Genomic DNA, 14,714 nt, shown 5'->3' with positions numbered 1-14,714 from the left:
ATATGGGCCTAGCGCCCATATTTTTTTAGAAAATCTGAAAGGTCGTCATAGAGCCCATCTTTATTAGCGTGCTGGGCATAAGCCGAAGCTTGAGATAACCACTCACCCGTACTGGGGCGAACTTCTTGGAGTGCTTCTTTGAAGTGAGTTGCCGAAAGAGGCGCGATAGACCCTGTCTCGTCGCTTTCTTCAATAGCGTAATCAAGTGCTGTATCTACAAGGCCAATGAGGTCGGCCCCTGAAAAGCCCGAGCTTTTTGCTATAACAAAAGATAAATCCAAGTTTTCCTCAACAGGGCGGTCTTCCAGCTGGTTTTGCAAGATAAATCGACGTGCCAACTTGTCTGGCGGTGGAACAAAGATAGTTCTGTCAAAACGCCCGGGCCGGCGAAAGGCCGTATCAAGCGACCAAGGCACATTCGTGGCGCCAAGCATAAGTACGCCTTCATTGTCAGATTCAAACCCATCCATTTCTGTCAATAACGCTGAAACAGTTGTGTTCACGTGATGGCTATCGCCAAACTCGCGTTTTTGCGCAAGAGCCTCTACTTCATCAAAAAAAATGACTACTGGTTTATTGTTGCGGGCGCGAGCGAACATTTCGACAATGTTTTTCTCAGAACTGCCAATCCAGCGATCTAAGATATCTGCGGCTTTGATATTCATGAAGTTGGCATTGCACTCATGGGCCAAGGCCTTTGCCAGCATGGTTTTACCGCAACCGGGAGGGCCATACATCAAAACACCGCCACCAGATCGCTTTTTAAACTTTGCGAAAAGCTCTTTCTTTAAAAAGGGGTTTATAATGCGGCGGCGCATTTGCTGTTTTACTTTTTCTAGGCCGCCAATATCGTCAAAACATAATGAATTTTGACCCGGCCTCGTATTTTCGAGTTTTGGAGCGCTAATATCATTACTGGCACTGGCCAGACTGATAACATTGGAGGGGAGGTCATCATTAGACGTGTTTTCCCAAAGGGCGGCCATGTCATTATCGCCAGCTTCTTTTAATAATTCTGAGATACGTTCACGTAGACGCGTATCTGAGTAATCCTTCGGGTTCACATCCTTTAATCCCTCGATGATAAGGGCGCTGTCTGGTGCGTTATCAAGTAGAGCCACTAAGCCAGACAGTAGCCCCGCTTGCCCGGGAGTGCTGATAACGACGGCTCGCATTTGTTGTATGGCCGTTTTGGAGTCTATATGGCTCGTCATCGATTAGTAATCCCTGTTCAAGCTAATATTATTTTTCTTTTTGGCGCGCCTAAGGCCGACATGCTGAAAGCCAAATAGCAAATATAGTGTAAAGCCGATATTTCCAAAGAGAATAAGAGCGTTAAGGGCCGGAACATTAATATTGAGGGCATCCATCGTAAGAGGAATAGCCATTGCGATAATTATTCCTATTGCCATAAATAGATAGTTGAAAGGGATACGAACCAGATAGGGTAGACGGGTTACAAAGCTCGCATTAAGCACCAAAAAAGACATCGCTCCCCAGAAAAGAGGTATAAGACCCATCGTCGCCACAATGATGACTTCATTATAAGCGGGGGCCATTGGAGGGTTGATTTCTTTAGCGCGTTTCGCTTGCTTAATGGCCGATGGCAGGTGCCCAGTAAGAACATTTGTCACAGACATATCATATAATAAGTCTGCATCCATTGGACTTTCTTTCAAAGCTTGTGACAACATTTTCCGAGAGGTGAAGATATGCCCTGAATCTGCGTGCATATCGCTCTCTAGGGCGTCCAGCCATTTCGAATCAAAACGACCGCTCTCTCTTGCTATGGCGATTAGTTTTCGGGTCTCCTTGGGGCGTTTAAAGGCATAAGCATATAGTAGTTCTGCGCGTTGAAGTTCAAAGGGGTGATTGCCAAGCCGGGTTTGTAGCAATTTAAAGGTCTTGGTTGCTTCTTGCTTTCTTTTCAAAAGGCAGAGGGCATGAAGGTGGGAGACATTAGCGTAAGGGCAATTTGGGAGGCGCTCAAGACGCCATAAAGCGAGCGCAAGAGCTCTATCAAATTCTGCGTCTATAGTGCGGATTTCATAGAGGACTTCAAAGGCTTCTAAGTGGTCATCTTGTTTTTTTAAAACTTCTTGGGAAAGTTCTTTGGCCCGAGCGTAATTTCCTGCTCTTAACATAGCTTCAGCTGTGACGATTTTTGCGTCTAAATCTTCGGCCACAGCCTGCTCCCTCGAACGACGATTCGTAAAAATAAACTAATGGCACGTCAAGCGCGTTATCAAATATATGAGGCGTGGCTATCTTGCTCTCATATGGGAAAGGCTATCTATTTTCATTTTTTGTTGCCGTCATGAGGTGAAGGGAAGGGCGCGGTAAGGACACGTCTATAGGTGAGGTAAAGCCTCTCATGTTAAATATTTCGTAGAGTGCCAAATATATGGCCGCCACTGCTGGCAGCAAACTATGAAGCAATTTTAAGTTAAGCGTCGAAGACAGAGCCATTCAGGCCTGCGAAATAGGCTGTTTAAGGGGTAGAACTAACGCCAAGTGGGCTCTAATTAAAACTGCGACTTATTCGCAATTAATCAAGGGGTTATCGGGGTGGAAAACTTGCAAAATTCCCCGTAAACGAAGGTTGCAATCGTGTTTGGCTGTCTCTAGGTTCCGACCGATTATGAACAGAGAGTAAGATGTGAGTCTTTTTATGGATTCGACTGCATCTGCCTAAGCCGTAAGAGTTTTCATGAACGATTTTTTGCTGGAATATCTCCCGGTTATTATCCTTTTCGGTATTGCTACGGCGCTTAGTCTGTTGTTTTTGATAGCCGCAAAGATATTTGCGCCTGCGAGCCCTGACAGTGAAAAGGTGTCCACTTATGAATGTGGGTTTAATGCCTTTGATGATTCCCGCATGAAGTTCGATGTGCGGTTTTACCTCGTAGCCATTCTGTTTATTATTTTTGATATCGAAGTTGCCTTCCTCTTTCCATATGCCGTGACGTTGGATCAAGTTGGTTTTTGGTCTTGGGCGGTCGTGATGATTTTCTTGGCTGAATTGGCGGCGGGATTGGCTTATGCATGGCAGCGCGGCGCGTTGGATTGGGAATAGGGCGGAGATTTAAGATGACAATTATTACGCCTGATAGTCCTTCATTTGGAATGGCGGCTCGCGACATGGGTACGCCAGCCTATGACCCTAAAAAGCATGACCCGTTCTTTGATGGATTGTCTGACCAACTCGCTGATAAAGGCTTTATTACAGCGGCTTCAGATGATCTTGTTACTTGGGCGCGGACTGGCTCTCTTATGTGGATGACCTTTGGGTTGGCTTGCTGCGCCGTAGAGATGATGCAGGCGTCAATGCCACGTTATGATGTCGAGCGTTTTGGATTTGCCCCGCGTGCGTCCCCTCGCCAATCTGATGTAATGATTGTTGCGGGCACACTTACAAATAAAATGGCACCTGCGCTTCGCAAGGTTTATGACCAAATGCCAAACCCTCGATATGTGATTTCTATGGGGTCATGTGCGAATGGTGGTGGGTATTATCATTATTCATATGCTGTTGTGCGCGGTTGTGACCGTATTGTTCCTGTTGACGTTTATGTGCCGGGTTGTCCTCCGACGGCTGAGGCTCTCGTTTACGGAATTTTGCAGTTGCAAAAGAAAATTCGCCGTGAAGGGAATATTGAGCGTTAGTCATGGAAGATCTCAAGGACCATATTGTTGACTTGCTAGGGGATGCGGTCAATTCAGCTGAAATTCAATTTGGCGAGCTGCTCATCAATGCGCGCCGTGCCGAAATCGTCAAAGTTATTACGTTTTTACGCGATGACCCAATTTGTAAATTTGCCTCTTTGATTGATATTTGCGGTGTTGATTACCCTGCGCGTGAACGTCGCTTTGATGTGGTTTATCACATGCTGTCTATGGCACATAATGTACGTATTCGCGTGAAGGTCACGACGGATGAAGAGCATCCTGTTCATTCCATTTCAGCGGTGTTTCCGAATGCGGATTGGTATGAGCGCGAAGCTTTTGACATGTATGGTATCGTCTTTGACCAGCATCCTGATTTGCGCCGGATTCTTACGGATTATGGGTTCGAGGGGTATCCATTACGCAAGGACTTCCCGCTCTCTGGTTTTGTGGAAGTGCGATATGATGAAGAGCGTAAGGCTGTGATTTATGAGCCTGTAAACTTGCCGCAAGAATATCGAAGCTTTGACTTTATGTCACCATGGGAGGGTGCGAAATATATCCTGCCCGGAGATGAGAAAGTGGAGAAGGCGTAATGGCGACTCAAGAAGCCTCTCTCGAAGGTGATGATCGTAACTTCACCATTAACTTTGGGCCACAGCATCCTGCGGCGCATGGTGTGCTCCGTCTTGTCCTTGAACTCGAGGGCGAAATTGTCGAGCGCGTTGACCCGCATATTGGACTCCTCCACCGCGGGACAGAAAAGCTAATCGAACATAAGACATATCTGCAGGCTATCCCGTATTTTGACCGCTTGGATTATGTTGCTCCGATGAACCAAGAGCATGCGTTTTGTTTGGCGATTGAAAAGCTGGCCGATATTGGTGTGCCACGCCGCGCGCAATTTATCCGGGTTTTGTATTCGGAAATCGGCCGTATTCTCTCGCATATGCTCAATGTCACGACGCAAGCGATGGATGTTGGTGCTCTGACGCCGCCTGTTTGGGGGTTTGAAGAGCGTGAAAAACTGATGGTGTTTTACGAACGCGCATGTGGCTCGCGTATGCACGCCAATTACTTCCGCCCCGGCGGTGTTCATCAGGATCTTCCGCCTGCGCTTATTGATGACTTGCTCGTGTGGTGTGATGAGTTCCCGCAAAAGCTCAAAGATATCGAGACGCTTTTAACGGAAAACCGTATTTTCAAGCAGCGCAATGTTGATATTGGTGTGGTCTCAAAGCAAGATTGTTATGACTGGGGGTTCTCTGGTGTGCTTGTTCGTGGTTCGGGTATTCCTTGGGATCTCCGTCGTTCACAGCCTTATGAAGTTTACTCTGAGCTCGATTTCAAAATCCCTCTCGGTAAAAATGGCGATTGCTATGACCGTTACCTCTGCCGTGTTGAGGAAATGTATGAATCTGTTAAAATCATGCGTCAGTGTCTAGAGATGATGCCGGAAGGCCCCGTTATGACGGCGGATAACAAGTTTACGCCGCCGCGCCGTGCAGAGATGAAGCAGAGCATGGAAGCTCTTATTCATCACTTTAAGCTCTATACAGAAGGTTTTCATGTGCCAGCTGGCGAGGTTTACACTTTTGTTGAAGCGCCAAAAGGTGAGTTTGGAGTGTATCTTGTTTCGGACGGTACGAATAAGCCGTATCGCTGCAAAATTCGCGCGCCAGGATTTCCGCATTTGGCCGCTATGGATTATTTGAATAAAGGGCATATGCTCGCTGATGTTTCGGCCATTCTGGGCTCGCTTGACATCGTGTTCGGAGAAATTGACCGATGAGTGCTCGCCGCCTAGCTATACGTCAGCCTGAGGAATTTAAAATTTCTGCTAAGGCGACCAAGGAAATTAAAAAGTGGATTGAAAAATATCCGGAGGGACGTCAGCGTTCTGCCCTAATTCCTGCGCTTTGGATTGTTCAAAAAGATGCCGATGGATGGTTACCTGAAAAGGCACTTCGGGCTGTCGGCGATATGCTGGGCATGGCCTATATCCGTGTTTACGAAGTGGCGACGTTCTATACTATGTTCAATCTAGAGCCTGTCGGGACGCATTTTGTGCAAATGTGTGGAACGACGCCTTGTTGGCTTCGCGGCTCTGATGAGCTGAAGGCGATGCTTGAGCGAAAAATTGGCCCTCAAAAAACATTGTCCAAAGACGGTAAGCTCTCATGGCTCGAAGTTGAGTGTTTGGGGGCATGTGCAAATGCACCTATGGTTCAGATTTCGAATGATGATGGGGATCATTATTATGAGGATTTGACCGCAGAGGGGCTTGAAGCTGTACTTGATGCTTTTGTGGCGGGGGAGACGCCGAAGGCAGGACCGCAAAATGGCCGTCATACGTCAGAGCCAGAGGGCGGCGCCATGGCGCTTACGACAGAAAACTTGTCTAAGGCTCGTCGTAAGCTTGTTAAGTTGCCAAATGCTGAAACAAAAGCTGCAATAAATTATTACGAATGGGACCCGAAAGAACGCCGTGCTACAAAGGGTGGGTGGGTTGACCCAGCATCCAAGGCAAGTCGGGACCCGAAAAAACGTCCTGCTAATCATGGGAAAGATTTGTCCGCAGGTCTTGTTGAACAATCACATTTTGCAGGCCGTCCAAAGCGAGCGTCAAAGCCTGTCGCGGAAAAACCACAAGTTATATATAAAGATGGCCCAACAGATGGTGCGCCTGATGACCTCAAAAAAATTAAAGGTATAGGGCCAAAATTTGAAGCTGAGTTAAACGCCAAGGGTATCTATTATTACCGCCAAATTGGTGCGTGGAAAGTCGCTGACATTAAGGTTATTGAAGAGGATGCTATGGCGCGCTTCCCGGGCCGTATTAAGCGCGATGAGTGGGTGAAGCAGGGTAAAACCTTGGCGAAAGCGGCGGCCAAACCAGCGGCTACAAAGGCATCAACAAAGAAGGCTAAATCATAATGGCTGAATTGTTACAGGATAAGGACCGGATTTTTCAAAACCTTTATGGTTTGAAAGATTGGCGGTTGGATGCGGCTCGTGATCGCGGTGCATGGTATGGCACTTCAGCTATGCTTGAGCAGGGCAAAGATTGGCTTATTAATCAAGTTAAAGCCTCGGGCCTTCGCGGGCGCGGCGGCGCGGGTTTCCCGACAGGTCTTAAGTGGTCTTTCATGCCGAAAGAAGTCGGAAAACGTCCACATTATCTTGTGGTTAATGCTGATGAGTCTGAGCCCGGGTCTTGTAAAGACCGCGATATTCTTCGTCATGATCCGCACTTGTTGATTGAGGGTTGCCTAGTTGCGTCATTCGCCATGCAAGCCAAAGCCTGTTACATCTATTTGCGCGGTGAGTATATTCTTGAGCGCAACCGCTTACAGGCTGCGATTGATGAGGCCTATGCTGCGGGGCTAGTTGGCAAAAACGCTTGTGGCACAGGTTATGATTTTGACATTTATATGCATCATGGGGCGGGGGCTTATATTTGCGGTGAGGAGACGGCTCTGCTCGAATCTCTTGAGGGCAAAAAAGGACAACCTCGATTAAAGCCACCATTCCCAGCGGGGGCTGGCCTTTACGGTTGTCCGACTACTGTGAATAATGTTGAGTCTATTGCTGTCGTGCCAACAATCTTACGTCGCGGCGTCGATTGGTGGACTCAATTTGGCCGTGATAACAATAAAGGTACCAAGGTCTTTTCTATCTCTGGTCATGTTAGCAAGCCTTGTAATATTGAAGAAGCTCTTTCAATTCCTATGAAGACACTTCTTGAAGAATATGCAGGCGGTGTTCGTGGTGGATGGGATAATTTGAAGTGCGTTATTCCAGGTGGTTCCTCTGTTCCGCTACTGCCAAAGGAAATCTGCGATACGGTGTTAATGGATTTTGATGCATTGCGTGAGCAACAATCAGGATTGGGCACAGCCGCTGTCATCGTCATGGATAAGTCCACGGATGTGATTAAAGCGATTGCGCGGTTAAGCTATTTCTACAAGCATGAGAGCTGTGGTCAGTGTACACCTTGCCGTGAGGGTACGGGTTGGATGTGGCGCGTTATGGAACGTATGGTCGCGGGTAATGCTGAAACCTCTGAAATTGATATGCTTCTCGATGTGACTAAGCAAGTCGAGGGTCACACAATTTGCGCACTTGGTGACGCGGCGGCATGGCCTATTCAGGGCTTAATCCGTCACTTCCGTCATGAGATTGAAGAACGCATAGATTTATATCGTGCGAATAAACCCGTATTCGTGCAGGCGGCGGAGTAGATATGTCTGAGCTACGCAAAATCATGATTGATGGTGTCGAGCACGATGTGCCCGGCGAATATACATTAATGCAAGCCTGCGAAGAATTTGGCGGCGCAGAAATTCCGCGCTTCTGTTACCACGAACGTCTGTCTGTCGCTGGTAACTGCCGTATGTGCCTTGTTGAGTGGGTCGGTGCACCAAAGCCGCAAGCTTCATGCGCGCTAACCGTCAATGACCTTCGCCCGAACCGCGACGGTACGCCTGCGCATATTCGTACGAATTCTGAAACGGTGAAAAAAGCCCGTGAAGGCGTGATGGAATTCCTGCTTATCAATCACCCATTGGATTGCCCAATTTGTGACCAAGGCGGCGAATGTGACCTTCAGGACCAAGCGATGGCTTATGGCCGCGACAGTTCGCGTTTCGAAGAAAATAAACGCGCCGTAGATGATAAAAATATGGGGCCACTCGTTAATACGATTATGACCCGCTGTATTCAGTGTACGCGCTGTGTACGTTTCGTAACTGAGGTTGCAGGGGTTCAGGAAATTGGTCTTGCTTCACGCGGAGAAGATGCTGAGATTACAACATATCTTGAGCAATCATTGACGTCTGAGCTTTCTGGTAATGTTATCGATCTTTGTCCAGTCGGCGCGCTGACATCCAAGCCTTACGCCTTTAATGCTCGGCCTTGGGAACTTGAAAAGATGGAATCCGTCGATGTAATGGATGCGGTGGGGTCTAATATTCGTATTGATAGTCGCCGCGGAGCTGTTCTACGTATTTTGCCTGTCGTCAATGATGATGTGAACGAAGAGTGGATTTCTGATAAAACACGTTTCGTTTGGGATGGTCTTGCACGTCAACGCCTTGACCGCCCGTTTATCCGCGAAAATGGTAAATTGCGTCCAGCCAGTTGGGACGAAGCCTTAGCTGTTGTCGCGACTAAAATGTCTGGAGATGTTGAAAAAATTGGCGTTATCGCAGGGGATATGTGTGATGCGGAGAGTTTGAAAGCGCTCAAAGACTTATCAAATGGATTGGGGATTCAGAATTTAGACTGTCGACAAGATGGATCCATTTTAGGGGGCGGGGCGCGTCAATCTTATTTATTCAACACGACGATTGCGGGTGTTGAAGAGGCGGACGCAATTTTGCTCATTGGCACGAACCCGCGTCATGAGGCGCCGCTTGTGAATACACGTATTCGTAAAGCTTGGCTTTCAGGTGGGACAGAAATCGGCGTGATTGGTGAAGCGGCTGATTTGACTTACGAATATGAACATATTGGCTCCTCTGCGGCAGATTTGGACAAGTTCACAAAGGCACGCAAAGGGTTTGCAAAAACATTTAAGGCGGCAAAGAACCCAGTCATCATTGTAGGAGCAAATGCGCTCCGTGGTGAAGCTGGCAAAGCGCTATTGAATGCTATTGGTCAAGTGGCGTCCAAAGTTGTGCGTGCTGATTGGAATGGCTTTAATGTGCTTCACACAGCGGCCTCTCGTGTTGCTGGTTTAGACATGGGTTTCATTCCGGGTGAGGGGGGCAAGTCAACTGATGAGATTCTAGATGGCGCTGTGTCAGGTGATATTGAGACCGTCTATCTCTTAGCGGCTGATGAAATCGATACATCAAAGCTTAAGAATGCTTTTGTTGTTTATCAGGGGCATCATGGCGACAATGGTGCGCATGTTGCTGACGTGATTTTACCGGGTGCAGCTTACACGGAAAAAGACGGGATATATGTGAATATGGAAGGCCGCGTACAGCTCGGCTCTCGCGCCGTTGCACCGAAAGGTGAAGCCAAAGAAGATTGGGCGATTATTCGCGCACTTTCAGGTCATATGAACCGTACTCTGCCTTATGATAATTTAAACGCATTGCGGGAAGTTCTCTTTGCCGATCACCCAAGCTTTATGAGCCTTGATAAGGCGGCAGGTATTGAAGGTGTAGACTCCTTTGATCCGAAAGCCATGGGCGTTGCAGGCGACTTGTCTGATGCGGCTCTTTTAAATCCAGTTACAGATTTTTATATGACAAACCCCATTGCGCGGGCTTCGACTGTGATGGCCGAGTGCTCCGCTGTGATATCGGGCGATGATGTGAAAGAGGCGGCGGAATAATGGCTGATCTTTTAACAATAATGACTGCTGTTCAGGCTCCGATTTCTGCGACAGGAGCGTTCTGGGGGGAATTAGACCCACTACTTTGGTTTGGGTTGAAGTTCTTGCAAGTTCTTGGTTTTGTTTTGGTTTTGGCGCTGCTTGTTGCGGCGCTCGTCCTTGCTGACCGGAAAATATGGGCTGCTGTTCATATGCGCCGAGGCCCCAATGTGGTGGGGGCGTTTGGTCTCTTGCAAACAATTGCAGATGCCTTGAAGTTTTTCTTCAAAGAGATTGTTGTCCCTGCTGGATCCGATAAGTTTCTCTTTATCCTAGCGCCTGTGTTGACCCTCGTTATGGCATTTTTGGCTTGGGCGGTTATTCCTGTGGCTCCTGGTTGGGTCATTTCTGATATTAATATTGGTGTTTTATACGTTCTCGCGATCAGCTCGCTTGGTGTTTATGGCATTATTATCGGGGGCTGGGCATCCAATTCGAAGTATCCTTTTATGGGCGCGCTACGGTCTGCTGCGCAAATGGTCTCTTATGAGGTATCGATTGGCTTCATCATTCTGACGGTGATTTTCTTGGCTGGGTCTATGAACCTAACTGATATTGTTAATCAGCAATCAGGTGGTTTGTTTAACTGGAATATGTTCCGCTTAAACCCTGTCGGCGAATATGGTCTTTGGAACCTACTTTTATTTCCTGTTATGTTTTATATGGGTGTGCTGTTCTTTATCTCAGCACTGGCGGAATCGAACCGTCCACCATTTGATTTGCCCGAAGCGGAATCTGAATTGGTTGCTGGGTATCAGGTTGAGTATTCTTCAACACCTTTCTTGATGTACTTCTTTGGCGAATATGTGAACATCATGCTGCTTTGCTCTATGATGACAATTTTATTCTTGGGGGGCTGGCACGCGCCTGTTGAATTTGGTTTCCAAATTTTCCCGCCTTTCTTTTGGTTCTTTTTGAAAACCTCTTTCTTGTTTTTCTTATTTGCTATGGTGAAGGCGATTGTACCGCGTTACCGCTATGACCAATTGATGCGTTTAGGGTGGAAAGTATTCTTACCTACGTCCTTATTGGCGGTCGTGTTCGTCTCCACATTCGTTGTTTTTCTTAGCGACAAGATTTAGGGGACTGTGATGAATATAGCCCGAATTAAACAAGCGGCTCGAGGCGCTTTGCTCCTTGATTTTATTGGCGCTTTTGTGTTGGCGATGAAATATTTCTTCCGTCCAAAGGTAACCATTAATTACCCTTTTGAGAAAGGCCCGATTTCTCCACGTTTTCGCGGAGAGCATGCGCTTCGACGTTATGCGAGTGGTGAAGAACGTTGTATCGCTTGTAAGCTTTGCGAAGCAATCTGTCCGGCTCAGGCCATTATGATTGAAGCAGAACCTCGTCCAGATGGATCACGCCGCACAACGCGCTATGATATCGATATGGTCAAATGTATTTACTGCGGACTTTGCCAAGAAGCGTGCCCCGTAGACGCTATTGTTGAGGGACCTAATTATGAATTTGCGACTGAAACCCGCGAAGAACTTTATTATGACAAGGACAAGCTGCTTGCGAATGGAGATCGCTGGGAGCGTGAAATTGCTAAAAATCTGGCCTTAGATGCCCCATATCGTTAAAGCCGCCACAAAGGATTATCAGCTGAATCAAAATCAGCAAAAGGACCTGAAATCGTGATTATTGCTCTCTCATTTTATTTGCTCGCGGCCGTTGCCGTTGCGGCTGCCTTTATGGTGGTTGCTGCGCGTAACCCCGTGCATTCTGTTATGTATTTGATCCTAACTTTCTTTTCTGCGGCAGGATTGTTCATCCTAATGGGGGCAGAGTTTTTAGCTTTGCTTTTAGTGATGGTGTATGTTGGGGCTGTCGCTGTGTTATTCTTGTTTGTCGTTATGATGCTCGACGTTGATTTCGTTGAGTTGAAACAAGGCTTTTTGTCATATTTGCCAATGGGCGCGTTAGTGGCTGCAATATTGCTCTTGGAGATGATTTTGGTCGGCGGCGCCTATGTAGCCGGCGAGACTCAAACGGTTGTTGTGCGTGAATTAGATGAATCCAACCTCGAACGTTTCGGAGAGGTCCTTTATACTCAATATGCTGGTATGTTTGAGGCGGCAGGGATTGTGCTGTTGGTCGCCATGATTGGTGCAATCGTATTGACTCTTCGTGAGCGCGAAGGGGTTAGAAAACAAAATGCCATGGATCAAATGGCACGAACGCGCGAGGACGGTGTTGAGCTTATCGATATCGAACCTGGCCAAGGCCTCGGATAGGAGCAGATCATGGTTATTGGGCTGTCACATTATCTGGTCGTTGCGGCGATCTTATTTACAATCGGGGTTTTCGGCATTTTCGTAAACCGTAAAAACGTCATTATTATTTTGATGTGCGTTGAACTCATTCTTTTGGCTGTGAATATTAACTTCGTTGCGTTTTCAACCCATATGGCTGAGGTCGGTACGAATGACCCTATGGCCGGGCAAATCTTTGCCTTGTTTATTCTAACCGTCGCTGCCGCTGAGGCTGCTGTTGGTTTGGCTATTCTGGTGGTGTATTTCCGAAATCGCGGTAACATCGCGGTCGAAAACATCGACCTGATGAAGGGCTAAGGGCATGTTGTATCAAATTATCGTCTTTGCTCCGCTTCTCGGCGCGATTATTGCTGGATTATTAGGCACACGTTTTGGCAAACAGTTCCTGAATGAAAAATTTTCTATGAGCCTAACCACGGGCCTCTTATTTGTATCAGCACTTTTGTCATGGGTCGCTTTGTTTAAGGTCGGCTTTGGGCACAATGAAGCGCAAGTAGATGTGCTGAGATGGATGGATGTTGGTGATATGAAGGCGAATTGGGCCTTCAAAATTGATACACTAACAGCCGTGATGTTGGTGGTCGTGAACTCTGTTTCGGCGCTCGTTCATCTTTATAGCTGGGGCTATATGGAGGATGATAATTATAAGCCACGATTCTTCGCTTACTTGTCTCTCTTTACATTTGCCATGTTAATGTTGGTCACGTCCGATAACTTCATTCAGTTGTTCTTTGGTTGGGAAGGTGTTGGTCTCGCGTCATATCTTTTGATTGGTTATTACTATAAAAAACCGTCTGCTAATGCGGCTGCCATAAAAGCCTTTGTTACCAACCGTGTGGGTGACGTTGGATTGGCGTTAGGCGTTATGACTATCTTCCTCGTCTTTGGTTCTGTTGAGTTTGATACGGTCTTTAGCGCCATCGCAGATAATGCTGACAGGCGCCTACCTTTCCTTGGAATGGAATTTAACGCCATGGAATTGATCGCGGCGCTTCTGTTTATTGGAGCAATGGGTAAGTCAGCTCAATTTGTTCTGCATGTGTGGTTGCCTGACGCGATGGAAGGCCCAACACCTGTGTCAGCCCTTATCCATGCGGCGACTATGGTGACTGCTGGTGTTTTCCTCGTTTGTCGTGCGCATCCAATTTATGAAGTTGCGCCAATAACATCTGGTTTCATTACCGCTATGGGAGCCTTTACGGCGTTATTCGCGGCGACAGTGGCTTTGGTACAGAATGATATTAAGCGGGTCATTGCCTATTCGACCTGTTCACAGCTTGGCTATATGTTCTTCGCTGCAGGGGTAGGGGCCTATAATGCCGCTATGTTCCATCTGTTCACGCACGCTTTCTTTAAGGCGCTATTATTCCTATGTGCAGGCTCTGTTATTCATGCGCTGCATCATGAACAAGATATGCGCCAAATGGGTGGTATTCGTAAAAAAGTACCATGGACATATGCGGCTATGATTATCGGAACCCTCGCCATTACGGGTATTGGTATTCCGGGTACGTCTATCGGTTTTGCAGGGTTTTTCTCTAAAGATGCCATTATTGAAGCGGCCTATTCGGGAGCGGCTGAGAGTAATGCGGCAGCTTTTGCCTTCTGGATTGGTCTTGTCGCGGCACTTATGACGAGTTTCTATAGTTGGCGTTTAATCTTTATGACGTTCCACGGTAATTTTCGCGGTGATCATCATACGCTTGACCATGCCCATGAAAGCCCTTGGGTAATGCGATTGCCTCTCGTTCTTTTAAGCCTTGGTGCCGTGTTTGCAGGCGCTATTTTCTATAAATATTTTATGGGAAATACGGGTGACTTCTGGCACGGGGCTTTACCAATTGCCGCAGGGGACCACCATGCTGCGCTAGCTCCAGAATATATGGTTGCGGCGGCAGAAACTCATGCTAGCGATGGCCATCATGCGGAACCACATCCTGGAGGTTTGTTTGGGTGGCTCTTTGCTAAAGTTCATGGATATCCGTTTTGGGTGCTGCTCTTACCTCTTGTTATGTCTGTAACAGGCTTTGTTATTGCATGGTTCATGTATATCCGGGGCAGCGTTGAGGATAAGATTGCCACTATCGAAGAAACAGGCGGCGGCGTTATGTATCGCTTCCTTTTGAATAAGTGGTATATTGACGAATTATATGATGCCACAATTGTGAAGTTCACGAAATTCTTGGGCGATAAGTTCTGGAAAATTGGTGATGAGAAAATCATTGATGGCTATGGCCCTAATGGTTTTGCCAAACTTGCCGCAAATACATCTAAACGTCTTTCAAAGATTCAATCGGGCTATCTCTATCATTATGCCTTTATCATGTTGCTTGGGGTCGCTGTGCTCATTGTCGTTGCCTTTCGCGGAATAGGGGGCTGAT

At 47.2% G+C, this 14,714-nt stretch carries 14 protein-coding genes; 12 read left to right on the top strand and 2 right to left on the bottom strand.

Annotation, left to right across the window (positions count from 1 at the left end):
• Nucleotides 1-8: 8 nt before the first annotated feature.
• Both DES40_RS04910 and DES40_RS04905 read right to left on the bottom strand, forming a co-directional pair.
• On the bottom strand, nucleotides 9-1,214 hold the full coding sequence (locus DES40_RS04910; RefSeq protein ID WP_121099418.1) for an ATP-binding protein: 1,206 nt from the start codon (nucleotides 1,212-1,214) through the stop codon (nucleotides 9-11).
• A gap of 3 nt (nucleotides 1,215-1,217) precedes the next feature.
• Nucleotides 1,218-2,186 carry a tetratricopeptide repeat protein gene (locus DES40_RS04905; protein WP_121099417.1) on the bottom strand — a complete coding sequence of 323 codons (969 nt, stop codon included), beginning with the start codon at nucleotides 2,184-2,186 and terminating at the stop codon, nucleotides 1,218-1,220.
• 524 nt (nucleotides 2,187-2,710) lie between these two features.
• Between DES40_RS04905 and ndhC the strand changes: the two genes are divergently transcribed.
• From ndhC to nuoL, 12 genes are read left to right on the top strand one after another with little or no spacing between them, the layout of a single operon-like run.
• Nucleotides 2,711-3,076, top strand: coding sequence for an NADH-quinone oxidoreductase subunit A (ndhC, locus tag DES40_RS04900; RefSeq protein WP_121099416.1), 366 nt, complete (start codon nucleotides 2,711-2,713; stop codon nucleotides 3,074-3,076).
• Nucleotides 3,077-3,126: 50 nt separating this feature from the next.
• The gene (locus DES40_RS04895; RefSeq protein ID WP_121100435.1) at nucleotides 3,127-3,666 is read left to right on the top strand and encodes a NuoB/complex I 20 kDa subunit family protein; all 540 of its coding nucleotides are present in this window, start codon (nucleotides 3,127-3,129) and stop codon (nucleotides 3,664-3,666) included.
• Between the two features lie 2 nt (nucleotides 3,667-3,668).
• Nucleotides 3,669-4,262 (top strand): NADH-quinone oxidoreductase subunit C, encoded by a 594-nt coding sequence (locus tag DES40_RS04890; RefSeq protein WP_121099415.1) that lies wholly within the window; start codon nucleotides 3,669-3,671, stop codon nucleotides 4,260-4,262.
• Entirely contained in the window at nucleotides 4,262-5,458 is a 1,197-nt protein-coding gene (locus DES40_RS04885) for an NADH-quinone oxidoreductase subunit D (protein WP_121099414.1), read from the top strand. The genes DES40_RS04890 and DES40_RS04885 overlap by 1 nt, the downstream gene beginning before the upstream one ends.
• Nucleotides 5,455-6,603 (top strand): NADH-quinone oxidoreductase subunit NuoE, encoded by a 1,149-nt coding sequence (nuoE, locus tag DES40_RS04880; protein ID WP_121099413.1) that lies wholly within the window; start codon nucleotides 5,455-5,457, stop codon nucleotides 6,601-6,603. Before DES40_RS04885 ends, nuoE begins: the two co-directional genes overlap by 4 nt.
• Nucleotides 6,603-7,910, top strand: coding sequence for an NADH-quinone oxidoreductase subunit NuoF (gene nuoF, locus DES40_RS04875; RefSeq protein WP_121099412.1), 1,308 nt, complete (start codon nucleotides 6,603-6,605; stop codon nucleotides 7,908-7,910). Before nuoE ends, nuoF begins: the two co-directional genes overlap by 1 nt.
• A 2-nt stretch (nucleotides 7,911-7,912) precedes the next feature.
• Entirely contained in the window at nucleotides 7,913-10,015 is a 2,103-nt protein-coding gene (gene nuoG / locus DES40_RS04870; RefSeq protein WP_121099411.1) for an NADH-quinone oxidoreductase subunit NuoG, read from the top strand.
• A 20-nt stretch (nucleotides 10,016-10,035) separates the two neighbouring features.
• Nucleotides 10,036-11,136: an NADH-quinone oxidoreductase subunit NuoH gene (gene nuoH / locus DES40_RS04865; RefSeq protein WP_121100433.1), complete on the top strand. Its 1,101-nt coding sequence runs from the start codon at nucleotides 10,036-10,038 to the stop codon at nucleotides 11,134-11,136.
• Between the two features lie 9 nt (nucleotides 11,137-11,145).
• Nucleotides 11,146-11,640 (top strand): NADH-quinone oxidoreductase subunit NuoI, encoded by a 495-nt coding sequence (gene nuoI / locus DES40_RS04860; RefSeq protein WP_121099410.1) that lies wholly within the window; start codon nucleotides 11,146-11,148, stop codon nucleotides 11,638-11,640.
• Nucleotides 11,641-11,691: 51 nt separating this feature from the next.
• Nucleotides 11,692-12,294, top strand: coding sequence for an NADH-quinone oxidoreductase subunit J (locus DES40_RS04855; RefSeq protein ID WP_121099409.1), 603 nt, complete (start codon nucleotides 11,692-11,694; stop codon nucleotides 12,292-12,294).
• 9 nt (nucleotides 12,295-12,303) lie between these two features.
• A complete protein-coding gene (gene nuoK, locus DES40_RS04850; RefSeq protein WP_121099408.1) occupies nucleotides 12,304-12,630 on the top strand; it encodes an NADH-quinone oxidoreductase subunit NuoK in 327 nt (108 codons plus the stop codon).
• A gap of 4 nt (nucleotides 12,631-12,634) precedes the next feature.
• Nucleotides 12,635-14,713, top strand: a complete 2,079-nt coding sequence (gene nuoL / locus DES40_RS04845) for an NADH-quinone oxidoreductase subunit L (RefSeq protein WP_121099407.1) — start codon at nucleotides 12,635-12,637, stop codon at nucleotides 14,711-14,713.
• Nucleotide 14,714: the final 1 nt, after the last annotated feature.

The organism is Litorimonas taeanensis (assembly GCF_003634015.1).
GTDB lineage: Bacteria > Pseudomonadota > Alphaproteobacteria > Caulobacterales > Maricaulaceae > Litorimonas > Litorimonas taeanensis.
The sequence above is the reverse complement of the archived record's forward strand: the minus strand, read 5'-3'. Positions and strand labels throughout refer to the sequence as shown.

What these genes read in the sequence shown, in the direction of transcription:
- nuoK (WP_121099408.1), top strand. Translation starts at nt 12,304, where the DNA reads ATGGTTATTGGGCTGTCACATTATCTGGTCGTTGCGGCGATCTTATTT.
- nuoH (WP_121100433.1), top strand. Translation starts at nt 10,036, where the DNA reads ATGACTGCTGTTCAGGCTCCGATTTCTGCGACAGGAGCGTTCTGGGGG.
- nuoG (WP_121099411.1), top strand. Translation starts at nt 7,913, where the DNA reads ATGTCTGAGCTACGCAAAATCATGATTGATGGTGTCGAGCACGATGTG.
- DES40_RS04890 (WP_121099415.1), top strand. Translation starts at nt 3,669, where the DNA reads ATGGAAGATCTCAAGGACCATATTGTTGACTTGCTAGGGGATGCGGTC.
- ndhC (WP_121099416.1), top strand. Translation starts at nt 2,711, where the DNA reads ATGAACGATTTTTTGCTGGAATATCTCCCGGTTATTATCCTTTTCGGT.
- DES40_RS04885 (WP_121099414.1), top strand. Translation starts at nt 4,262, where the DNA reads ATGGCGACTCAAGAAGCCTCTCTCGAAGGTGATGATCGTAACTTCACC.
- DES40_RS04910 (WP_121099418.1), bottom strand. Translation starts at nt 1,214, where the DNA reads ATGACGAGCCATATAGACTCCAAAACGGCCATACAACAAATGCGAGCC.
- DES40_RS04895 (WP_121100435.1), top strand. Translation starts at nt 3,127, where the DNA reads ATGGCGGCTCGCGACATGGGTACGCCAGCCTATGACCCTAAAAAGCAT.
- nuoE (WP_121099413.1), top strand. Translation starts at nt 5,455, where the DNA reads ATGAGTGCTCGCCGCCTAGCTATACGTCAGCCTGAGGAATTTAAAATT.
- nuoL (WP_121099407.1), top strand. Translation starts at nt 12,635, where the DNA reads ATGTTGTATCAAATTATCGTCTTTGCTCCGCTTCTCGGCGCGATTATT.
- nuoI (WP_121099410.1), top strand. Translation starts at nt 11,146, where the DNA reads ATGAATATAGCCCGAATTAAACAAGCGGCTCGAGGCGCTTTGCTCCTT.
- nuoF (WP_121099412.1), top strand. Translation starts at nt 6,603, where the DNA reads ATGGCTGAATTGTTACAGGATAAGGACCGGATTTTTCAAAACCTTTAT.